19 protein-coding genes are annotated in these 20,093 nt (G+C 66.2%); 11 read left to right on the top strand and 8 right to left on the bottom strand.

Features of this window, described 5'->3' with window-relative positions; all coding sequences use genetic code 11:
• Window positions 1-29: 29 nt before the first annotated feature.
• Window positions 30-794, bottom strand: a complete 765-nt coding sequence (locus ACCQ10_RS11930) for an RNA methyltransferase (protein ID WP_372360756.1) — start codon at window positions 792-794, stop codon at window positions 30-32.
• A gap of 116 nt (window positions 795-910) precedes the next feature.
• Between ACCQ10_RS11930 and ACCQ10_RS11935 the strand changes: the two genes are divergently transcribed.
• A complete protein-coding gene (locus ACCQ10_RS11935; RefSeq protein ID WP_005913068.1) occupies window positions 911-1,744 on the top strand; it encodes an inositol monophosphatase family protein in 834 nt (277 codons plus the stop codon).
• 159 nt (window positions 1,745-1,903) lie between these two features.
• Here ACCQ10_RS11935 and ACCQ10_RS11940 read toward each other — a convergent pair whose 3' ends face one another.
• Window positions 1,904-2,515 carry a superoxide dismutase gene (locus ACCQ10_RS11940; RefSeq protein ID WP_039407641.1) on the bottom strand — a complete coding sequence of 204 codons (612 nt, stop codon included), beginning with the start codon at window positions 2,513-2,515 and terminating at the stop codon, window positions 1,904-1,906.
• 260 nt (window positions 2,516-2,775) lie between these two features.
• Here ACCQ10_RS11940 and ACCQ10_RS11945 point away from each other — a divergent pair, with 260 nt between their 5' ends.
• Both ACCQ10_RS11945 and ACCQ10_RS11950 read left to right on the top strand, forming a co-directional pair.
• Window positions 2,776-3,216, top strand: a complete 441-nt coding sequence (locus ACCQ10_RS11945) for a ribonuclease (protein WP_104579640.1) — start codon at window positions 2,776-2,778, stop codon at window positions 3,214-3,216.
• Window positions 3,213-3,638: a barstar family protein gene (locus tag ACCQ10_RS11950; RefSeq protein WP_372360757.1), complete on the top strand. Its 426-nt coding sequence runs from the start codon at window positions 3,213-3,215 to the stop codon at window positions 3,636-3,638. Before ACCQ10_RS11945 ends, ACCQ10_RS11950 begins: the two co-directional genes overlap by 4 nt.
• 163 nt (window positions 3,639-3,801) lie before the next feature.
• Here the strand turns inward: ACCQ10_RS11950 and ACCQ10_RS11955 are convergent, their stop codons facing one another.
• Window positions 3,802-5,691 carry an ATP-binding cassette domain-containing protein gene (locus ACCQ10_RS11955; protein WP_372360758.1) on the bottom strand — a complete coding sequence of 630 codons (1,890 nt, stop codon included), beginning with the start codon at window positions 5,689-5,691 and terminating at the stop codon, window positions 3,802-3,804.
• A gap of 102 nt (window positions 5,692-5,793) precedes the next feature.
• Here ACCQ10_RS11955 and dbpA point away from each other — a divergent pair, with 102 nt between their 5' ends.
• Window positions 5,794-7,170 carry an ATP-dependent RNA helicase DbpA gene (gene dbpA / locus ACCQ10_RS11960; RefSeq protein ID WP_372360759.1) on the top strand — a complete coding sequence of 459 codons (1,377 nt, stop codon included), beginning with the start codon at window positions 5,794-5,796 and terminating at the stop codon, window positions 7,168-7,170.
• Window positions 7,171-7,469: 299 nt separating this feature from the next.
• On the opposite strand, the gene ACCQ10_RS11965 is transcribed toward dbpA, so the two are convergent.
• Both ACCQ10_RS11965 and ACCQ10_RS11970 read right to left on the bottom strand, forming a co-directional pair.
• On the bottom strand, window positions 7,470-8,030 hold the full coding sequence (locus tag ACCQ10_RS11965) for an adenine phosphoribosyltransferase (RefSeq protein ID WP_184387385.1): 561 nt from the start codon (window positions 8,028-8,030) through the stop codon (window positions 7,470-7,472).
• 94 nt (window positions 8,031-8,124) lie between these two features.
• Entirely contained in the window at window positions 8,125-9,681 is a 1,557-nt protein-coding gene (locus tag ACCQ10_RS11970; RefSeq protein WP_372360760.1) for a protein adenylyltransferase SelO, read from the bottom strand.
• 261 nt (window positions 9,682-9,942) lie between these two features.
• Here ACCQ10_RS11970 and ACCQ10_RS11975 point away from each other — a divergent pair, with 261 nt between their 5' ends.
• Window positions 9,943-10,818: an alpha/beta hydrolase gene (locus ACCQ10_RS11975; protein WP_372360762.1), complete on the top strand. Its 876-nt coding sequence runs from the start codon at window positions 9,943-9,945 to the stop codon at window positions 10,816-10,818.
• 100 nt (window positions 10,819-10,918) lie between these two features.
• Here the strand turns inward: ACCQ10_RS11975 and ACCQ10_RS11980 are convergent, their stop codons facing one another.
• Complete coding sequence (locus tag ACCQ10_RS11980) at window positions 10,919-11,617, bottom strand: glutathione S-transferase (protein ID WP_372360763.1); 699 nt, start codon at window positions 11,615-11,617, stop codon at window positions 10,919-10,921.
• Window positions 11,618-11,991: 374 nt separating this feature from the next.
• A complete protein-coding gene (locus ACCQ10_RS11985; RefSeq protein ID WP_006451993.1) occupies window positions 11,992-12,201 on the bottom strand; it encodes a cold-shock protein in 210 nt (69 codons plus the stop codon).
• Window positions 12,202-12,468: 267 nt separating this feature from the next.
• On the opposite strand from ACCQ10_RS11985, the gene ACCQ10_RS11990 reads away from it, so the two are divergent.
• The 4 genes from ACCQ10_RS11990 (at window position 12,469) to ACCQ10_RS12005 (ending at window position 17,034) form a co-directional block, all read left to right on the top strand.
• Window positions 12,469-12,954, top strand: coding sequence for a YaiI/YqxD family protein (locus ACCQ10_RS11990; RefSeq protein WP_372360765.1), 486 nt, complete (start codon window positions 12,469-12,471; stop codon window positions 12,952-12,954).
• A 56-nt stretch (window positions 12,955-13,010) separates the two neighbouring features.
• Window positions 13,011-13,559: a YaeQ family protein gene (locus ACCQ10_RS11995; RefSeq protein WP_039407675.1), complete on the top strand. Its 549-nt coding sequence runs from the start codon at window positions 13,011-13,013 to the stop codon at window positions 13,557-13,559.
• Window positions 13,556-14,737 carry a BaiN/RdsA family NAD(P)/FAD-dependent oxidoreductase gene (locus ACCQ10_RS12000; RefSeq protein WP_372360766.1) on the top strand — a complete coding sequence of 394 codons (1,182 nt, stop codon included), beginning with the start codon at window positions 13,556-13,558 and terminating at the stop codon, window positions 14,735-14,737. Before ACCQ10_RS11995 ends, ACCQ10_RS12000 begins: the two co-directional genes overlap by 4 nt.
• A gap of 227 nt (window positions 14,738-14,964) precedes the next feature.
• Window positions 14,965-17,034 (top strand): EAL domain-containing protein, encoded by a 2,070-nt coding sequence (locus ACCQ10_RS12005; RefSeq protein WP_372360767.1) that lies wholly within the window; start codon window positions 14,965-14,967, stop codon window positions 17,032-17,034.
• 220 nt (window positions 17,035-17,254) lie between these two features.
• Here the strand turns inward: ACCQ10_RS12005 and htpX are convergent, their stop codons facing one another.
• The gene (gene htpX, locus ACCQ10_RS12010) at window positions 17,255-18,133 is read right to left on the bottom strand and encodes a protease HtpX (protein WP_228889653.1); all 879 of its coding nucleotides are present in this window, start codon (window positions 18,131-18,133) and stop codon (window positions 17,255-17,257) included.
• 97 nt (window positions 18,134-18,230) lie between these two features.
• On the opposite strand from htpX, the gene gluQRS reads away from it, so the two are divergent.
• Both gluQRS and ACCQ10_RS12020 read left to right on the top strand, forming a co-directional pair.
• Window positions 18,231-19,130: a tRNA glutamyl-Q(34) synthetase GluQRS gene (gluQRS, locus tag ACCQ10_RS12015; protein WP_372360768.1), complete on the top strand. Its 900-nt coding sequence runs from the start codon at window positions 18,231-18,233 to the stop codon at window positions 19,128-19,130.
• Window positions 19,131-19,203: 73 nt separating this feature from the next.
• Window positions 19,204-19,944, top strand: coding sequence for a beta-ketoacyl-ACP reductase (locus ACCQ10_RS12020; RefSeq protein WP_039410690.1), 741 nt, complete (start codon window positions 19,204-19,206; stop codon window positions 19,942-19,944).
• The last annotated feature ends 149 nt before the right edge of the window (window positions 19,945-20,093 follow it).

Below are 20,093 nucleotides of genomic sequence, written 5' to 3' on the forward strand. Positions count from 1 at the left end.
TAGCCGAATCTTCAAAGATGTGACAGACGTCAGTTTCCGGCACGCCTGGCCAACATGGCCATGCGCTGCGCGTCCGACAGGATGCCGCGGATCAGGCGCACCTCCTGCTCGGTCATCTCCGCACGCAGCAGCAACCGTCGCAGCTTGCGCATCGCCGACTCCGGCGCACGCCCCTTGTGGAAGTCGATCTCGTCCAGCGTGTCGCCCAGCTGGCCGAACATGCCTTCCAGCTGCGCATGACTGGCCGGGCCGTCGCGCAGGCCGGCAGCGACCGCAGCGACCGGCTCGGCCTCGCCGGACGCCAGCTGCGCCAACCGCACTTCGTAGGCCAGCACCTGCACCGCCGCGGCCAGATTGAGCGAACTGAACTGCGGGTCGGACGGGATATGCACGGCGGCATGGCAGAGCTGCAATTCGTCGTTGGTCAGGCCGGTACGCTCGCGGCCGAACACGAACGCCACTTCGGCCGGCTCGCCCGCCTTGGCCAGGGCGCGCTGCGCGCCTTCGTCGGGCAGCAGTTCTTCCAGCGCCACCCGACGCGCACGCGCAGTACAGCCGATGACCAGGGTGCAATCGGCCACTGCCTCGCCCAGGGTGTCGAAGACCGGCGCATCGCCAAGCACATCTTCAGCGCCGGCCGAGCGCCGGTAGGCGTCCTCGTCGAGCGCACGTTCCGGCGCCACCAGCACCAGGCGCGTCACACCCATCGTTTTCATCGCACGTGCGGCGGCGCCGATGTTGCCTGGATGCTGGGTACCGACAAGAACAAAACGGATGCGCTGAGTGACGGACATGAACGGAGATTGGGGAGCGATTCGGTCGTAGATGGTAAACTGCGCGGCCGGCTTTGGCGCCGGACCGCTCTTTTACCTTCGTCATCGTCCATTCTGCCTTCACGGGAGCTTTAACCATGCAGAAACCCGCCGTCACCGTCATGGTCAAAGCCGCCCGCCTCGCCGGCAATGTGCTGTTGCGCGGTATCAACAAGCTCGATGCACTCAACGTGGTGCAGAAAGGCCGCATGGACTACGCCAGCGAAGTCGATGCCGATGCCGAGAAGGTCATCATCAAGGAACTCAAGCGCGGCTACCCCGAGTACGCCGTGTTCGGCGAGGAAGGCGGCGTGCAGGGCGGCAAGAGTGGCCGTTACACCTGGGTGATCGACCCGCTCGACGGCACCAGCAATTACCTGCGCGGCTTTCCGCATTACTGCGTGTCGATCGCGCTGGTGGAAAATGGCGAACCCACCGATGCGGTGATCTTCGACCCGCTGCGCAATGAGCTGTTCACTGCCAGCCGTGGCGCCGGCGCGGTGCTCAACGACCGCCGCATCCGCATCGCCGAGCGCAAGGATCTGGAAGGCGCCATGGTCCACACCGGCTTCCCGCCGCGCGAGCGTGCACGCGCCAGCGCGCAGCTCAAGTGCGTGGATGCGTTGCTGGTGCAGGCCGAAGACGTGCGCCGCACCGGCTCGGCCGCGCTGGACCTGGCCTATGTGGCCTGCGGCCGTGCCGATGCCTACTTCGAAGCCGGCGTCAAAGCCTGGGACATCGCCGCCGGCGTGTTGCTGGTGCGCGAAGCCGGTGGCCGGGTCTGCGACTACAAGGGCGCCACCCCGCCGCGCATGGACAACATGGGCCCGGAAACCCAGCAGATCGTCGCCGGCAACATCAAGATCAGCGACGCGCTGCAGAAGGTCATCGTCAACACCGGCTACGCCCGCGAGTTCGACGCCAAGTTCTGATCGGCGCCGCTTCGGTTGCGGTAGGAGCGCGCTTGCGCGCGATGGAGCTTTCCACGGGAATGCCCATCGCGACCGAGGTCGCCCCTACGACGTGGACCGCACAACGAAGAAGGCCGGGATCGCTCCCGGCCTTCTTGCGTTACAGCGTCAGCTCAAGACTCAGGCGATCGCGGCGTGGTAGCGGCGCTCGACTTCGTCCCAATTGACCGCGTTGTAGAACGCGCCGATGTATTCCGGGCGACGGTTCTGGTACTTCAGGTAGTACGCGTGTTCCCACACGTCCAGGCCCAGGATCGGGGTGTTGCCTTCGAACAGCGGGCTGTCCTGGTTGGCGGTGCTTTCCACCACCAGCTTCTTGTCCGGGGTCACGCTCAACCATGCCCAACCCGAGCCAAAGCGGCTGACGGCGGCCTTGGTGAAGGCTTCCTTGAACTTCTCGAAGCCACCGATGTCCTTGTCGATCGCCTTGGCGACCTCGCCCTTGGGCTCGCCGCCACCGTTAGGCGACAGCACGGTCCAGAACAGCGAGTGGTTGGCATGGCCGCCACCGTTGTTGCGCACCGGGCCCTGCAGGTTTTCCGGCAGGCTCTTCAGCTTGGACACCAGTTCGTCGATCGGCAGGTCCGCATACTCGGTCCCTTCCAGCGCCGCATTGACGTTGTTGATGTAGGTCTGGTGATGCTTGGTGTGATGGATTTCCATCGTCTGCGCATCGATGTTCGGTTCCAGCGCGTCGTAGGCATAAGGCAACTGCGGAAGGGTGTAAGCCATGCGTGTCTCCTGGACTTGCCGCCCGGCGAAGGCCGGGCGTTGCGGGGTAGATGGTAAGGACGGCGGCGGCGCTTACCAAGGGTGCTGGCAGGGAAACTTCATCCCATCGCATGCCGCGCGGTGTTCGCTGCACACCTTGCACCATGCCCCAGTTACATGCGCGTGAACCGTATAGGTGCCCGGCCACGTTCAAAGTCGACACAGTCGCGCGGCGGCATACTCGCTCTGCCGCACACATTCCCGCTTTACGGATCATCCTCATGCGCAAACCCGCTTTGCTGATCGTCGCCATCGTGCTGCTCGTTGCCGGCTTATGGGGCATGCGCACGCTGCAGACGCCCAAGCCGCAGTTTGCCCCGCAACTCAGCGCCCCCATCGCCACCGCAGCGGTCGCACGCCAGGTGCCGCGCTTGCCCGCCTTCCTGCCCACCGAAGCGATGGGCACCATCGTGCTGATCCAGCGCGGCGGTCCATTTCCGTATCCGCAGGATGGCGCGGTGTTCGGCAACCGCGAACATCGCCTGCCGGAGCGCCCGCGCGGCTATTACCGCGAGTACACCGTCGACACGCCTGGCAGCGCCGACCGTGGTGCCCGCCGCATCGTCACCGGGGGCACGCCACCGCAGGCCTGGTACTACAGCGACGACCATTACCAGAGTTTCAAGGCGTTCCAGGGCCCGACACCGGAGCAGGCACCATGAGCGCAGGCAATTTCGCGCTGAACCTGTCCGACCCGCAGCAGTCGGGCGTGTATCAGGCCGACACCGACGACCTGGACACCATGGCCGCACTGGCCCGTGATGCGGGTCTGCGCATCCTGCGCGTGGACCTGGCCACCTGCAGTGACAAACGCATGCTGCTGATGCGCCTGGCAACCCAGCTGGATTTTCCCGCCAGCTTCGGCCGCAACTGGGATGCGCTGAGCGATGCCTTGCAGGACCTGGCATGGCTGCCGTCGCCACGCGGGTATGCGCTGTTGATCGATGGTGCGGACGCGCTGGCAAATGCCGCACCGAACGACCGCGACACGTTGCTGGATATCCTCGATGAAGCCGCCACGCGCTGGGCGGCGCGTGCACTGACCTTTACGGCGTTCGTCGCTCCGGCCAGCGCCTGCGGGTAGGCGTCTCACCCGGGCACGCGCGCTGATGACACCTAAGAATCACGGGACACCACAACGGCCGATCAGCCGCGTCTCAGGCCGATCGCGCTCGTCGCCCATCACGCAGCGTCGGTCACCGAGTACGTGGGTCAGTACCGGCACGTCATGCGCGCCGGCATGCCGGTCAACTATCCAGCTCGCTCCAGCGCGCATAGGCCGCGTCCAGCTGCGCCTGCGCCTGGCTCAGTGCGTCGGTGTGCGCGGTCATCGCCGCACTGTCGCGCTGATAGAAAGCCGGGTCGTTCATCGCCTCGGTCAGCGCGGCAACCTGCTGCTCCAGCGTCTCGATCAGGGCCGGCAACTGCTCCAGCTCGCGCGTTTCCTTGTAGCCCAGCTTGCGCTTGGGTGCGGCATCCACCGGCGCCGCCGCAACCGGCGTGGTTGGCGCCGCGGTAGCAGACGCCTTGGCGACTGCCATCGCACTGGCCGCCGGCGTGCGCCGCTGCCGCAGCGAATCGCTGTAGCCACCGATGTAATCGCCGATCAGGCCATCGCCTTCCATCACCAGCGTGGAGGTCACCACGTTGTCGAGGAAGTCGCGGTCATGGCTGACCAGCAGCAAGGTGCCGCTGTAGTCGCCGAGCAATTCTTCCAGCAATTCGAGCGTTTCCACGTCCAGATCGTTGGTCGGTTCGTCCATCACCAGCAGGTTGGACGGCTGTGCGAACAGCCGCGCCAGCAGCAGGCGATTACGCTCGCCGCCGGACAGCCGCGTGATCGGCGCGCGTGCGCGTTCGGGGGTGAACAAAAAATCCTGCAGATAGGCATGCACATGCTTGCGCTTGCCGTTAATTTCCAGGAAATCGCGGCCCTCGGCCACGTTCTCGATCGCGCTCCAGTCTTCGCGCAGCGTCGAGCGGTATTGGTCGAAATACGCAATTTGCAGATTGGTACCGATGCGGATCTCGCCTTCCTGCGCCTGCAGATCGCCCAGCAACAGCTTGAGCAAGGTGGTCTTGCCGCTGCCGTTGGGGCCGATCAGGCCGATGCGGTCGCCGCGCTGGATGATGGTGGAAAAATCCTTGACCATGGTACGCGCACCGAAGGCGAAGCCGACCTCCTTGGCCTCGATCACCTTCTTGCCGGACGACTCGCCCTGCGAGACTTCCATGCGCACATTGCCGGTGAGATCGCGGCGCTGCACGCGCTCGTTGCGCATCGATTCCAGGCGTCGCACACGGCCTTCGTCGCGGGTGCGACGCGCCTTGATGCCCTGGCGGATCCAGATCTCTTCCTGCGCCAGCAACTTGTCGAAGCGCGCATTTTCCTGCGCCTGTGCGTTGAGCCGCTCTTCGCGGCGCCGCTCGTAATTGGCCCAGTCACCCGGCCAGCTGGTGACCTGGCCGCGATCGATTTCGACGATGCGGGTGGCCAGCGCTCGCAGGAAGCGGCGGTCGTGGGTGACGAACAGCACGCTGCCGCTCCAGCCCTTCAGGAAGGTTTCCAGCCAATCGATGGCTTCGATATCCAGATGGTTGGTCGGCTCGTCCAGCAGCAGCACATCAGGCGAAGACACCAGCGAGCGCGCCAGCAGCACGCGCCGCTTCATGCCGCCGGACAGCCGCGCGAACTCCGCATCGCCATCCAGTTCCAGCTTGGTCAGCGTCTCGGTGACGCGCTGGTCCAGCGCCCAGCCGTCGGCTGCATCGATCTTGGCCTGCACCTTGCCGAAGGCGTCGGCGTCGAAGACCTCGGCATGGCTGAGCTGGTGGAATTCGGCCAGCCAATGGCCCAACTCGCCCAGTCCGTCGGCCACCACGTCGAACACGCTGCCGCCGGTGCCCTGCGGCACCTCCTGCTCCAGCCGCGCGATGCGTACACCCTGCTGCACGCGCACTTCACCGTCGTCGGGCTTGAGCTCGCCGGCGATCAGTTTCATCAAGGTCGATTTGCCGGCGCCGTTGCGGCCGATCAGGGCGATACGCTCGCCCGGCTCGATCGTGAGGTCGGTTTTTTCCAGCAACAAGGGGCCGCCGACGCTGTAGTCGACGCTTTGCAGAGTGATTAAAGGCATGCCGCGATTGTACGGGAATCGGGAATGGTGAATCGGGAATGGAAAGCGCCCTCGCCTTTGCGATTCCCGATTCCCGATTCCCGATTCCCGCTAAAATGCGCCATGAACGAATTTTCCGCGCTGCCGCTGTCGCCGGCCCTGGCCCCCGGCATCGACGCCCTTGGCTACACCGTGCTTACTCCCATCCAGGCGCAGAGCCTGCCGCCGATCCTGCAGGGGCTGGACGTCATCGCCCAGGCGCCGACCGGCAGCGGCAAGACCGCCGCCTTCGGGCTGGGCCTGCTGCAGAAGCTCGACCCGGCACTGACCCGTGCGCAGGCGCTGGTGCTCTGCCCCACCCGCGAACTGGCCGACCAGGTCGGCAAGCAACTGCGCAAGCTCGCCACCGGCATCCCCAACATGAAGCTGGTGGTGCTTACCGGCGGCATGCCGCTCGGCCCGCAGCTGGCCTCGCTGCAAGCGCACGACCCGCAGGTGGTGGTCGGTACGCCCGGACGCATCCAGGAATTGGCTCGTAAACGCGCCCTGCACCTGGGCGGCGTGCGCACGCTGGTGCTGGACGAAGCCGACCGCATGCTCGACATGGGCTTTGAAGAACCCATCCGCGAGATCGCCAGCCGCTGCGACAAGCATCGCCAGAGCCTGCTGTTTTCGGCCACCTTCCCGGAGAGCATCCGCACGCTGGCGCGCGAGATCCTGAAGGACCCGGTCGAAATCACCGTGGAAGGCGCCGACAACGCGCCTGAAGTCGACCAGCAATTCTTCGAAGTCGACCCGACCTATCGGCAAAAGGCGGTCGCCGGCCTGTTGCTGCGCTTCAATCCCGAATCCAGCGTGGTGTTCTGCAATACCCGCAAGGAAGTGGACGAGGTGGCCGGCTCGCTGCAGGAGTTCGGCTTCTCCGCGCTCGCACTGCATGGCGACATGGAACAGCGCGACCGCGACGAGGTGCTGGTGCGCTTCGTCAACCGCAGCTGCAATGTACTGGTGGCGAGCGATGTGGCCGCGCGCGGGCTGGACGTGGAAGACCTGTCGGCAGTGGTCAACTACGAGCTGCCTACCGACACCGAAACCTATCGCCATCGCATCGGCCGTACCGCGCGTGCCGGCAAGCACGGCCTGGCGCTGAGCCTGGTGGCGCCGCGTGAAGCGGCGCGCGCCCAGGCGCTGGAGACCGAACAAGGCCAGCCGTTGAAATGGTCGCGCGCGCCGTTGGCCACTGCGCGCCCGGCACAGTTGCCGCAGGCGGCGATGACCACATTGCGCATCGATGGCGGCAAGACCGACAAACTGCGCGCCGGCGATATCCTGGGCGCGCTCACCGGCGAAGCCGGCCTGTCGGGCGCGGCGATCGGCAAGATTGCGATCTACCCCACCCGCTCCTATGTCGCGATTGCGCGCGCGCAGGTCGCCAAGGCGCTGGCGCACCTGCATGCGGGCAAGATCAAGGGACGCCGTTTCCGGGTCAGCAAGCTCTGAGCAGACAGCGCCCGGTACGATACCGGCCGCGGGCATGGCAATGATGGCGTCGCGCGAATGCACACACGCGTGCATCCGCCGGCCATTGCCTCATGCATTCAGGACGAGCGTGGCGCACCCATGCCCGCATCGCAGCGGACCAACCGGGCACGCAGAGGCCGACAATGAGCCGCGTATTCCGGCTCTTCCACCCGCAGGCCCACCGCGTGTTCGGCCTCCGTGGCCACCGCAGCGGTCAGCACGTGGTTCAGGCAGCAGCTGCGCGCGTCCAGGGACGGCACACAGCTTACGAACGGCGCTCAATACGACAAGGTCGCCAGCAGCGGCACGTCATCGGCCCACTTCGCGCGGCCCTGCAGCGCGGTCAGCTCGACCAACACCGCAGCGCCAACGATTTCCAGCTCCAGCTGTGCGGCAAGGCCGAGCGCCGCGCGCAACGTCCCGCCGGTGGCCAGCACGTCGTCGACGATCAGCACGCGCGCGCCGCGCGGCAGCGCATCCTCATGCATCTCGATACGGTCGGTGCCGTACTCCAGCGCGTATTCCTGGACCAGGGTACGTCCAGGCAGCTTGCCCGGCTTGCGCACCGGTACGAAGCCGGTCCGCAGTTCGCGCGCCAGCGCCGCACCCAGGATGAAGCCGCGCGCCTCGATGCCCAGCACCGCATCCAGCGGCGTGGTCCGCCAGGGCTGCGCCATTTCGTCCAGCGCCGACGCAAAATCGGGGCCATCGGACAGCAGTGGGGTGATGTCCTTGAAGACGATGCCTGGCTTGGGGAAATCGGCGATATCGCGGATCCGCTCCGACCAGTGGTTGGGGCCGGATGGATGGGTGCCGGCGCAGCGGCTGCAATCTGTCATGGTGGTGGCGGCAATGTGGCCAGTGGGGTGCGGCCTATTCTAGGCTGCGCGCGGCCTTGACGCTGCGTTTACGGCATACGTGCATCTGAGCCGGTCAGGAACTGCACGACAGCATCGAACATCCGGCACGGTCGCGCGCCCAGTCCGGGCGTCGCGCGGCAAACGCCTCGCGGCCCGGCTGGTCGTCGTACGGCCGCCGCATCACCTCCAGCAGTGCCTGCACACCGGACGCATCGCCCTGCTCGGCCTTGTCGATCGCCTGCTGCGCCAGATAGTTGCGCAGCACATAGCGCGGGTTGGCCAAGCGCATGCGGGTGCGCCGTTGCTCGGGCGGCAGCGTGTCCTGCTTCAGGCGCGCGGCATAGCGCTGCAACCACGCGTGTAGCTGCGGCGCATCGGCCAGGCGCTTGTTTTCGTCGTAGAAGGCGTCACGCAGCAGGTCCGGATCCGGTCGCTCGGCGGAAAAGTCGATCAGCGCGCGGAAGGTCAGTGTCATGTCCATTTCCGACTCGCGCATCAGCGCGCGCAGTGCATCGATCAACTGCAGGTCTTCGTCGCGACACTCCGCCAAGCCCAGCTTGGCGGCGGTATCGGTGCGATCGCAGGCCAGATAGGTGTCGCGGAACCGGTCCAGCCCCTGCTGCAGCGGCGCGGCGTCGGCGAACAGTGGCGCCAGCGCCTGCGCCAGGCGGCCAAGATTCCAGTAGGCCACCTGCGGCTGGGTGCCGAAGCGGTATCGCCGACCCTGCGCGTCGGTGGTGTTCGGCGTCCAGTCCGGGTCGTAATCGTCCACCCAGCCATACGGGCCGTAATCGATGGTCAACCCCAGGATCGACATGTTGTCGGTATTCATCACCCCATGTACGAACCCCACCCGCATCCAGTGCGCCACCATCACCGCCGTGCGTTCGCAGACCTGTGCAAACCAGTCGGCGTACAGGGCCTCGCCGGTACCGGAAAGCTGCGCAAAATCGCGGGTGATGGTGAACTCCACCCACTGCCGCAACAGCGCGATATCGCCCCGCGCACTCGGCAATTCGAAATTGCCGAAGCGGACGAACGACGGCGCCACGCGGCAGACAATCGCGCCCGGCTCGCGCTGCGGCCGGCCGTCGTAGAACATGTCGCGCACCACCGCATCGCCCGTGGTCACCAGGCTCAGTGCGCGCGTGGTCGGCACCCCCAGGTGGTACATGGCCTCGCTGCACAGGAATTCGCGGATCGACGAGCGCAGCACGGCGCGGCCGTCGGCACCGCGCGAATACGGGGTCGGGCCAGCACCCTTGAGTTGCAGTTCATAGCGGCCACCATCGACGCCGATCGCCTCGCCCAGCGAAATCGCCCGGCCGTCGCCCAGCTGCCCGGCCCAGTGTCCGAACTGGTGCCCGCCGTAGTTGACCGCCCAGGGCTGCATGCCCGGATACAGCGCATTGCCACCAAAGACCTCGGCAAAGCGCGCACTGGCGAGCTCGGCCCCGTCCATTCCCAGCAGCTGCGCCACGTCCGGCGAATAGGCAACCAGGCGCGGGGCGGCGACCGGGGTGGGCAGGACCGACGACCAGGCCGCGCTCACCTCGCGGCGGCGCACGCCCTGTTCCGGGTCACCAGGCAACTGCTGGCGCAGGCGGTTATCAAAATGCAATCGTGTCATGGCGCCAAGCCTAGGCCACCGACGGTGAACTCGGCATGGGCCGCGCCGCATCCGGCGCCGCCCGCGCACCGTATCTTCACTTCGCATTCCGATACCAAGCGAGCTCTTCATGCACATGCCAGCGACGCCTGATCGCCGCTAATACGCCTCCACCGTTGCCTGCCCGGGCGATATGCGGCGCCGCCCGACCGTCATGGCACAGCATCAACACATGCCGCGACACCGCTGCCCCCCTCTCCTGACTGATCATCGACATCGCCCATGCCTGTTCGCCCCTCCCGTTGGATCCGCCCCGCCCTGTTACTGCTCGGCTCGCTGACGATGACCGCCTGCAGCAGCGTGTTCTTCGGCGGCATCAACGCCGCCTCCAGCCGTGACGGCGTCATCGAGCATCACGATCAGGTCTTCGATCCGGCACACGGCCTGGCGCTGGACGTCTATCAGCCGCGCGGCGTGGTCGACGCACCGGTGGTGGTGTTCTTCTACGGCGGCACCTGGAAACGCGGCAAGCGCGCGAACTACCGCTGGATGGGCCGCGCCCTGGCACGTCAGGGCGTGGTGGCCATGGTCGCCGACTACCGCAAGTACCCGCAGGTGGGCCTGCAAGGCTTCATGACGGATGCGGCCAGCGCCACCGCGTGGGGCCTGCAGCATGCGCATGACTATGGCGGCGACCCCAAGCGGCTGGCGGTCATGGGGCATTCGGCCGGTGCGCATATCGCGGGCCTGCTGGCCACCGATCGCAGCTGGCTACAGGCGCAGGGCCTGCAGCCGCAGCAGCTGTGCGGCTTAGTCGGTTTGGCCGGCCCCTACGATTTCCTTCCAATGACCGACCCCGAGCTGGTCGATATCTTCGGTACATCGGCCACTGACCAAGCCAGGTCGCAGCCGGTCCTGTTCGTCGACGGCGATGAGCCGCCCATGCTGCTGCTGCATGGCGATGCCGACCACGTTGTCGAGCCACAGAACAGCCTCTCGCTGGCGTCGGCCATGCGCCGCAAGGGCGAAGATGTGCAGGTCAAGCAGTATCCGCACGTCGGTCATATGGGCCTGGTACTGGCCTTCCGCAAACCGCTGACCGGCTCGCCGGAGCTGCGCGACACCCTGCAGTTCCTGCGGCAGTGCAAGGCGCCCTGAGCCGAACGCAGCCTGCCGGAGAAGGACGGCTGCACACCTCGACGGTCATAATGGACGAGACCGCCGGCGTGGCGTCACCGCCCACGCCGGCACACCACCATCAGGCGTTGCGGCTGCGCCCCATCAGCTCGTAAGGGCCTCCCTTCTTGAGCGCTGCCTGATACGCGGGGCGCGCTTCGATCCGCTGCAGGAACGCGGCCAGGCGCGGGTAATGCTCCAGCCCGCCACCACGCGCCGCCGCGGCCTGCACCGGGAAACTCATCTGGATGTCGGCAGCGGTGAAGCGCTCCCCCGCGAACCAGGCGTTGGCCTGCAGCGACTGCTCCATCCAGTCCATGTGCAGTTTGACCTGCGGGCCGACAAAGCCCGACATTGTCTTGTCCACGATCGCGCGCGCGACCGGTTTGGCGAAGAAGGGCATCGGCGCGCTGCGAATCCGGCCGAAGATCAGCGTCATCAGCAGCGGCGGCATGGCCGAGCCTTCGGCGTAGTGCATCCAGTAACGGAACTGCTGCCGCTCGGGTGAGTCGATCGGCCGCGGCGGCGGCGACAAGGCGCATTCGGTGTCGTAGCGCTCGGTGAGATAGTCCAGGATCGCACCGGATTCAGCGATGGTCAGCTCGCCATCCACGATCACTGGCGATTTGCCCAGCGGGTGGATCGCCCGCAGCGCCGCCGGTGCCAGCATGGTCTTGGGGTCGCGCTCGTGCCGCACGATCTGGTACGGCAGCGCCAGTTCTTCCAGCAACCACAGCACACGCTGCGACCGGGAGTTGTTGAGATGGTGAACGGTGATCATGAAGGCGTCCGCAGGCGGAAAGCCCCATCGTACCCAGCGCCGCGTCGTCGCAGCGCGCAAAGCCCGTGGTTCTGTTCACTGCCAGCGGTTGGCGCGCGCGTATTGCCCAGCTGGATGGCTGCAACGCGACAGGGTGCAGACAGCGATGCACGCCTTCGGCCGATTTGTCGACAGAGGATAACGAGGTCGACCAAGGACAGCCTGCCACCCATCGCCTGGTGCTGATCGCCCATAGGACACCGGCAGCTGCCAAGGACAGCACATGCCGCCACTTGATGCACGGACCTGTTCGGCCTGGTCGACGCACGGCCAATAAAAAAACGCCGGTCGCTTGCGCGACCGGCGTTTTTGGCAACCTTCCGGTTGCAGACGGATTAGACCGCCTGCACCTGGTCAGCCTGCATGCCCTTCTGGCCCTGCACGGCGACGAAGGTGACCTTCTGGCCTTCCTGCAGCGACTTGAAGCCGGTGCCCTGGATGGCACGGAAGTGCACGAACAGGTCCGGGCCGCTTTCCGGGGTGATGAAGCCGAAGCCCTTGGCATCGTTGAACCACTTCACGGTACCGCTCTGACGATCTGACATTTACAAACTCCTGAACTATAGATGGATAAATCGCAGCGTCCGAAAAGCCGGAGCTGAGACTGAGTTGCAGGCGTTGGTAAAGCGGAACGATGAAGCGAGATCTGTAACGATCCGGCTGCACCAGGCCACGATTCACGGTGACCCTTGCAAACACAGTGCGTGCACAGTACTCGTGTTTTCGGCAAAAAGCGACACCTGGCGCCAAATCTTTTGCAGTCAGGCCAAATCCCACCGTCTGTCAGGCACTTCCCCATCCACACTCTACCGATGAAGACACCCCAAGCCCCCCTCCGCGCGCAGATCTGGGTCGACGCCGATGCCTGCCCGGCGGTGATCCGCGACATCCTGTTCCGCGCTGCCGCACGCACCGGCGTCGCGGTCACCCTGGTCGCCAACCATTACCTGAGCACGCCCACCCTGCCCCAGGTCCGCGCCCTGCAGGTTCCGGGCGGGCCGGATGCGGCCGACGATGCCATCGCCGAGCGGGTCGCTGCCGGCGACCTGGTGGTCACCCAGGACATCCCCTTGGCGGCACGTGCACTGGAAGCCGGCGCTACGGCAGTGGGCTTGCGCGGCGAGGCGTTCACCAGCAACACCATCAAGGAGCGCCTGTCGGTGCGTGGCTTCATGGAGGAGCTGCGTGGCGCCGGCATTGCGACCGGCGGGCCGCCGGCGCTGCATGCGCCCGATCGGCAGGCGTTTGCCGCGCAGCTGGATCGTTGGCTGGCCGCGCAACCGCGCAGCCCGGCGTAACGCGCCACGTCCGGGGTGGGCGCGTATCATGGGCGCCCTTTGCAATCGGCATCCTGATGGCCCTCACCGCCACCGTCCGCAGGGCGGAACTTCAGATCAGCGACATGGACCGCGGCTACTACGCCAACCATTCGCTGACTCTGGCCCAGCATCCTTCCGAAACCGACGAGCGCCTGATGGTGCGTTTGCTGGCATTTGCCCTGTTTGCCGACGACCGGCTGGAATTCGGCCGTGGCCTCAGCAACGACGACGAACCGGACCTGTGGCGACGCGACTACACCGGCGACCCGGACCTGTGGATCGACCTCGGCCAGCCCGATGAGAGCCGCGTGCGCAAGGCCTGCAACCGCTCGCGCGAGGTGGTGGTGATCGGCTACGGCGGCCAGGCCACCGAAACCTGGTGGAAGAAACACGCCAACGCCATGGGCAGGCATCGCAACCTGCGCGTGATCGAGCTCGACGCGCAGTCCACCGAGGCCCTGGGCGCGCTGATCCAGCGCGGCATGCGCTTTGACGTGATCATCCAGGACGGCGAGGTGCAGATGCTGGCCGACCACGGCAGCGTCACCCTGACCCCGATGGTGCGGCAAGCCCCAGCCGAATGAGCAGGCGGTGCGACGTGCTGGTCATCGGCGCCGGCGCGGCCGGGCTGATGAGCGCTTTCACTGCCGGCCGGCGCGGCCGCCAGGTGCTGGTGATCGACCATGCCAACAAGGTCGGCAAGAAGATCCTGATGTCCGGCGGCGGGCGCTGCAATTTCACCAATACCGGTACGGCGCCCGGCAATTTCATTTCGGCCAATCGGCACTTCTGTAAATCTGCGTTGGCGCGCTATCGCCCCGCAGATTTCGTGGACATGGTCGAACGCCATGGCATTGCCTATCACGAGAAGGAGCTGGGCCAGTTGTTCTGCGACATCTCCTCCAAGCAGATCGTGCGCATGCTGCTGGACGAGTGCGAGGCGGCCGGCGTGCAGATCCGCACCCAGTGCGAGGTGCTGTCGGTCCAGCGCGGCAGCGACGGCTTCGAGGTGCAGACCAGCCAGGGACGCGTGCAGGCGCAATCGTTGATCGTGGCCACCGGCGGGCTGTCGATCCCCAGCATGGGCGCCAGCGGATTCGGCTATGCGTTGGCCCAGCAGTTCGGCCACACGCTGCTGCCGACACGGGCCGGGCTGGTGCCGCTGACCCTGAGCGGCAAGCACCAGGAACGCCTGCACGATCTGTCCGGGCTGGCGTTGCCGGTGGAGGCGCACTGCAACGGGGCCAGCTTCCGCAACTTCATGCTGCTGACCCATCGCGGCGTGAGCGGGCCGGCAATCCTGCAGATCTCGTCCTATTGGCAGCCGGGCGACGAGCTGCGCCTGGACCTGCTGCCAGGCCATGACGCCGGCGCCTGGCTGCGCGAGCAGAAGCAACAGCGCGGCGCGACCGAACTGCGCAACGTGCTGGCAGAGGTGTTGCCGAAACGGTTCGCGCAGCGCCTGTGCGAGGTGTGGTTGCCGGACAGGCCGGTCCGTCAGCTGGATCCGCCGCAGCTGCAGAGCGCTGCCGACCTGCTCGGCGCCTTCCCGCTGATTGCCAGCGGAACCGAAGGCTACCGGACCGCTGAAGTAACGCTCGGCGGGGTCGATACCCACCAGGTCTCCAGCAGCACGCTGGAGTCGCGACTGGTGCCCGGCCTGTACTTCGTTGGCGAAGTCCTGGACGTCACCGGCTGGCTGGGCGGCTACAACTTCCAGTGGGCATGGGCGTCCGGCCATGCCGCCGGCAGCGTCGCATAGGGCGACCGGCACGTCGTGCCGGTGGTGACCGATCGCGTGGTCGGTGACACGCAGGCCGTTGCGGAGCAATGCAGCGATCAGTCACCGATTGCGGTGCGCCGGCCCTCCGGAAGGCCACTGGCACGTGCAATCAGTGCACTACGTCTCACACTAGATGCGGCATGCTCCACATACATGGACGTGCCAGACCCCTTCGTGTATTAAAGCCCGTCTCCAGGGAGCCGCGCATGCAAAAAGGCAAAGATCTCACCCTCCGCCTGATGATCGTCGATGACAGCGTGGAGAGCGCCGAGACCATCGTCACCGCATTGCGCAATGGCGGCATTGCAGTGCGCCCGTCGCGACCGCAAACCCAGGAGGAACTGGCCAGCATGCTGTCGGGCCAGATCGATCTGGCGCTGCAGGGGCAGGCGCAACAGGTGCCGATGAGCGCGCTGCAGGCGCAGATCGCCGGCAGCGGCAAGGACATCCCCATCATCCTGCTGGCCGATCGGATCGAAGAGAACGCCCTGGTCGAGGCCGCTTCGCACGGCGTTCGCGCGATTGCATTGCGCCATCGTCCCGAACACCTGCTGGCGTTGGTGCGCGCGGAGTGGGATGACCTGCAGGCACGCCGCGGGCTGCGCCGCATCGAGGCGCAGATGCGCGAAACCGAGCGCCGTTGCGATGCGTTGATCGCCTCCTCGCGCGACCCCATCGCCTACGTGCACGAAGGCATGCATATCCGCGCCAACGAGGCGTATCTGGAAATGTTCGGCTTCGAGTCGTTCGAGGATGTCGAAGGCGTCTCGCTGCTGGACATGATCGCCGCGCAGTACGTGGACGACTTCAAGCAGTTGCTCAAGGCGATGGCCAAGGGCGAACCGCCGCCGGCGCAGTACAAGGTGGACGCACGCCGGCTGGAAGGCGACACCTTCCCGGCGACGATGGAGTTCGCCACCGCCACCTATGAAGGCGAGCCGTGCATCCAGGTGGTGTTCCGGCGCCGCGAGGAATTCGATCCTGAACTGGCACGCGAGGTCGAGGACCTGCGCCAGCGCGACCAGGTCACCGGCCTGCTCAACCGCCCCACCTTCATGGTGGCGCTGGAACAGGCCGTGGCACAGGCCGGTCGCAGCGAAGGCCAGTCCGGCTTCCTGTTGATCGAGCCGGATCATTACGTGCGCATCCTGCCGGAAATCGGCCTGGATTCGGCCGATGCCTTGATCGCCGCCATGGCCGCGCACGTGGCCGGCGTGGTGGACGACAGCGTGGTGGCCGCACGTTTCGGCGAGCACAGTTTTGCCCTGCTGATGGACGGCAACTATGCCCGCACCCATGCGGTTGCCGAAGCCGTACGCGATGCGTTTGCGCAGCATGTCTTCAGCGTGGGCTCGCGCTCGGCCACGGTCACGGTCAGCATCGGCGGCGTGCAGATCGGCGAAAAGATCGCCAGCATCGGCCAGGTACTCAATCGCGGCACCGAGGCCGTGCGCACCACGGCCGAGCTCGGTGGAAATGCGGCAAGCATCTATGACCCGGCGGCCTCCGACCGCGCCGAGGAAGAACGCATCGAACGCTGGGTCGAGCAGCTGCGCGAGGCGCTGGTGGGCGATGGCTTCCTTCTGCATTACCAGCCGGTGCTCAACCTGCAGGGCGAGCCGCTTGAGCTGTACCAGGCCTTCCTGCGGCTGGAGCGCAATGGCGAGATGATGTCGCCGAACGCCTTCATGGCGATCGCCGAAGAGCACGACCTGATCACCGAAATCGATCGCTGGGTGGTCGCGCGTGCGATCCGGCAACTGGGCGAACGGCAACGCGCCGGGCACAAGACGCATCTGCTGGTCCGAATCGGGCCGAACTCGTTCTCGGACCCGCAGATGGTCGACATCATCCGCGAACAGCTGGCGGTCTATGGCGTGCCCGGCGAACGGCTGTGGCTGCAGACGCCAGAATCGAAGGTGTTCACCCATCTGCGCAATGCCCAGCAGTTTCTGGCGGCGGTGTCGGCCATGGGCTGCAAGGTCGGGCTGGAGCAGTTCGGCTCGGGCCTGGATTCGTTTCAGCTGCTGGCGCATTTCCAGCCGGCCTTCCTCAAGCTGGATCGCGGCATCACCAGCGACGTCGCCTCGGCGCGCGACAGCCAGGAAAAGATTCGCGAGATCACCTCGCGCGCGCAGCCGGCCGGCATCCTGACCGTGGCCGAGTTCGTAGCCGATGCGCAATCGATGAGCAGCTTCTTCAGTGCCGGCGTGGACTACGTGCAGGGCGACTTCGTGGCACCGACCGGGCCGCTGATGAACTACGAGTTCGGCTGAGCCAACCGAAAGCCGGTAACGCAGCACAGCGAGGCCCGCAATGCGCGGGCCTTTTGTTGTCTTTGGCAATGATCCCGAGTTGGTCGCTGGCCGGCTAGACCCTACAGCAGACCGGTTCGGAGAGCATGGAGATTGGCGCTACCGCTCCAGCATCGAAGCCAATCCCGGCTGCGGCGCCTTCCACATAGTTCAGCGCCCCCAGCGATCCCGGTGCCGCTTCTTACATCGCCGTGCCATTGGCCGCCCGCAGCGCGGCGATACGCTCGGTCAGCGGCGGGTGGCTCAGGAACAGGCGACGCAATCCATCGCCCACGCCTCCGGAAATCCCGAAGGCCTGCACCTGCGAGGGCAAGGTGTTCTGGCCGTGATTGAGCGACAGGCGCTCCAATGCGGCAATCATCTTGCTGCGCCCGGCCAGATGCGCACCACCGGCGTCGGCGCGGAATTCGCGGCGACGCGAGAACCACATCGCGATCATGGTTGCGAACAGGCCGAAAACCATCTCCAGCGCGAACACGATGATGTAGTACGCAAAGCCTCGACCACTCTCGCGGTTGCCCGACATCGCGCTGTCGATGATGCCGCCAACGACGCGTGCCAGCACGATCACGAAGGTGTTCAGCACGCCCTGCAGCAGCGCCATGGTCACCATGTCGCCGTTGGCGACGTGCGCGATCTCATGGCCCAGCACCGCTTCGGCCTCGTCCTGGCTCATGTTCTGCAGCAGGCCCGTGGACACGGCCACCAGGGCATTGTTGCGGTTGGCGCCGGTGGCGAAGGCATTGATTTCCGGTCCGTCGTAGACCGCCACTTCCGGCATGCCGATGCCGGCGGCCTGCGCCTGACGCCGCACCGTCTCCAGCAACCAGCGCTCGGTCGGCGTGCGCGCTTCGGTGATCACCTGCGCACCGGTGCTGCGCTTGGCCATGAACTTGGACAGCAGCAACGAAATGAACGAGCCACCGAAACCGAAGACGGCAGCCATCACCAACAATCCACTCATTTGCGCGGGATTGACGCCCAGCACCGACATGACGATGCCGGCGAGCATCAGCACCGCAAAGTTGGTCAGCAGGAACAGGAAAATGCGGTTGAACATGGCGCGATGGCTCCACTCATGCGGGGTGAACTGCTGCGGATCTGCGGACGCTGCGGCTTGAAATCAAGCAAGCTCCTGACCGACGATTCAGCCTCCCATGCGCCCACTTCCCTATCGCGGCCGTTTTGCGCCCTCCCCGACCGGCCCGCTGCATTTCGGCTCCCTGCTGGCAGCCTTCGGCAGCTGGCTGCTTGCCCGCCATGCCGGCGGCCAGTGGTGCGTGCGCATCGAGGACATCGACCCGCCGCGCGCCGAGCCGGGCGCGTCCGAGCGGCAATTGCGCACGTTGAGCGCCTTCGGCCTGGTGTCGGACCTGCCGGTGATCCGGCAATCCGCGCGCGATGCACACTACACCGCTGCGCTGAGTGCGCTGCTGCAGGCCGGGCTGGCCTTCGAGTGCAGCTGCAGCCGCGCCGATCTGGCCGCCATGGGCGGTCTCCACCATGCGTGCGTCGCCCCGCTGGGCGCGCGCCGCGCGGTGCGTCTGCGGGTGCCGGCGCAGCCGCCGGTCGGCTTCGACGACGGACTGCAGGGCCGCGTGGTGCAGGACGTCTATGCCGAAGTCGGCGATGTGGTGCTGCGCCGCGCCGATGGCTATTGGGCCTACCAGTTGGCCGTGGTGGTGGACGACGCCGCGCAGGCCGTGACCGATGTCGTACGCGGCGCCGACCTGCTCGATTCCACACCCCGCCAGATCCTGCTGCAGCGCGCCCTGGGCCTGCCGCAACCGCGCTACCTGCATCTGCCGCTGATCCTGGACGCCGACGGCCGCAAGCTGTCCAAATCGCACGCCGCGCCCGCACTGGACGACACCGACCCGCTGCCGGCCCTGCATGCGGCCTGGCGCGCGCTGGGCCAGCTGCCGGCCGCGCTGCCGCAGCACGGCAGCGTCGCCACGGTGCTGCAGCATGCCGTGCAGCATTTTTCGCCGGAGCGACTGCCGCAGAGCGCGACCCTGGGCACCGATGGGCGCGCATCGCAGCCCGCGCGTGACTAGAATTGCGACCCAGTACCGGCACCGGGCACCTGCGCCCTGATCGCCTCGGCCTCACCTGCTCATTGGAGTCGTCATGACATCTCGCGTCGCATTGGTCACCGGCGGCACCGGCGGTATCGGTACCGCCATCTGCAAGCGCCTGGCCGACCAGGGTCACCGGGTCGCCAGCAACTTCCGTAACGAGGACAAGGCGCGCGACTGGCAGCAACGCATGCAGGCGCAGGGCTACGCGGTGGCCTTGTTCCGCGGCGACGTCGCCTCGTCCGAACATGCACGCGCGCTGGTCGAAGACGTCGAAGCGTCACTGGGGCCCATCGAGGTGCTGGTCAACAACGCCGGCATCACCCGCGATACCACCTTCCACCGCATGACCGCCGAGCAATGGCACGACGTCATCAACACCAACCTCAACTCGGTGTTCAACGTCACCCGCCCGGTGATCGAGGGCATGCGCAAGCGCGGCTGGGGGCGGGTGATCCAGATCAGCTCCATCAACGGGCTCAAGGGCCAGTACGGGCAGGCCAATTACGCTGCGGCCAAGGCCGGCATGCACGGCTTCACCATCTCGCTGGCGCGCGAGAACGCCGCCTTCGGGGTGACCGTCAACACGGTCTCGCCCGGCTATGTGGCCACCGACATGGTGATGGCGGTTCCGGAGGAAGTGCGCGCCAAGATCGTGGCCGATATCCCCACCGGCCGGCTGGGGCGCCCGGAAGAGATTGCCTATGCAGTGGCGTTCCTGGTGGCCGAAGAGGCTGCCTGGATCACCGGGTCCAATCTGGACATCAACGGCGGCCACCACATGGGCTGGTAACGTTTGCTGCAACTTTGCGGTGCAGCATGGATTTACTTCAAAAACCATGCTGCGCAACATTTTTAATGTGTCCGCTTAAGCAAATAAGGCTGTTTGGCTGTTGCAACCGCTGCTGCGCTGCGCCATCCTGCGCGCACTATCAGTGTGAG

This window comes from Xanthomonas sp. NCPPB 1325 (assembly GCF_041477645.2).
Lineage (GTDB): Bacteria > Pseudomonadota > Gammaproteobacteria > Xanthomonadales > Xanthomonadaceae > Xanthomonas > Xanthomonas cannabis.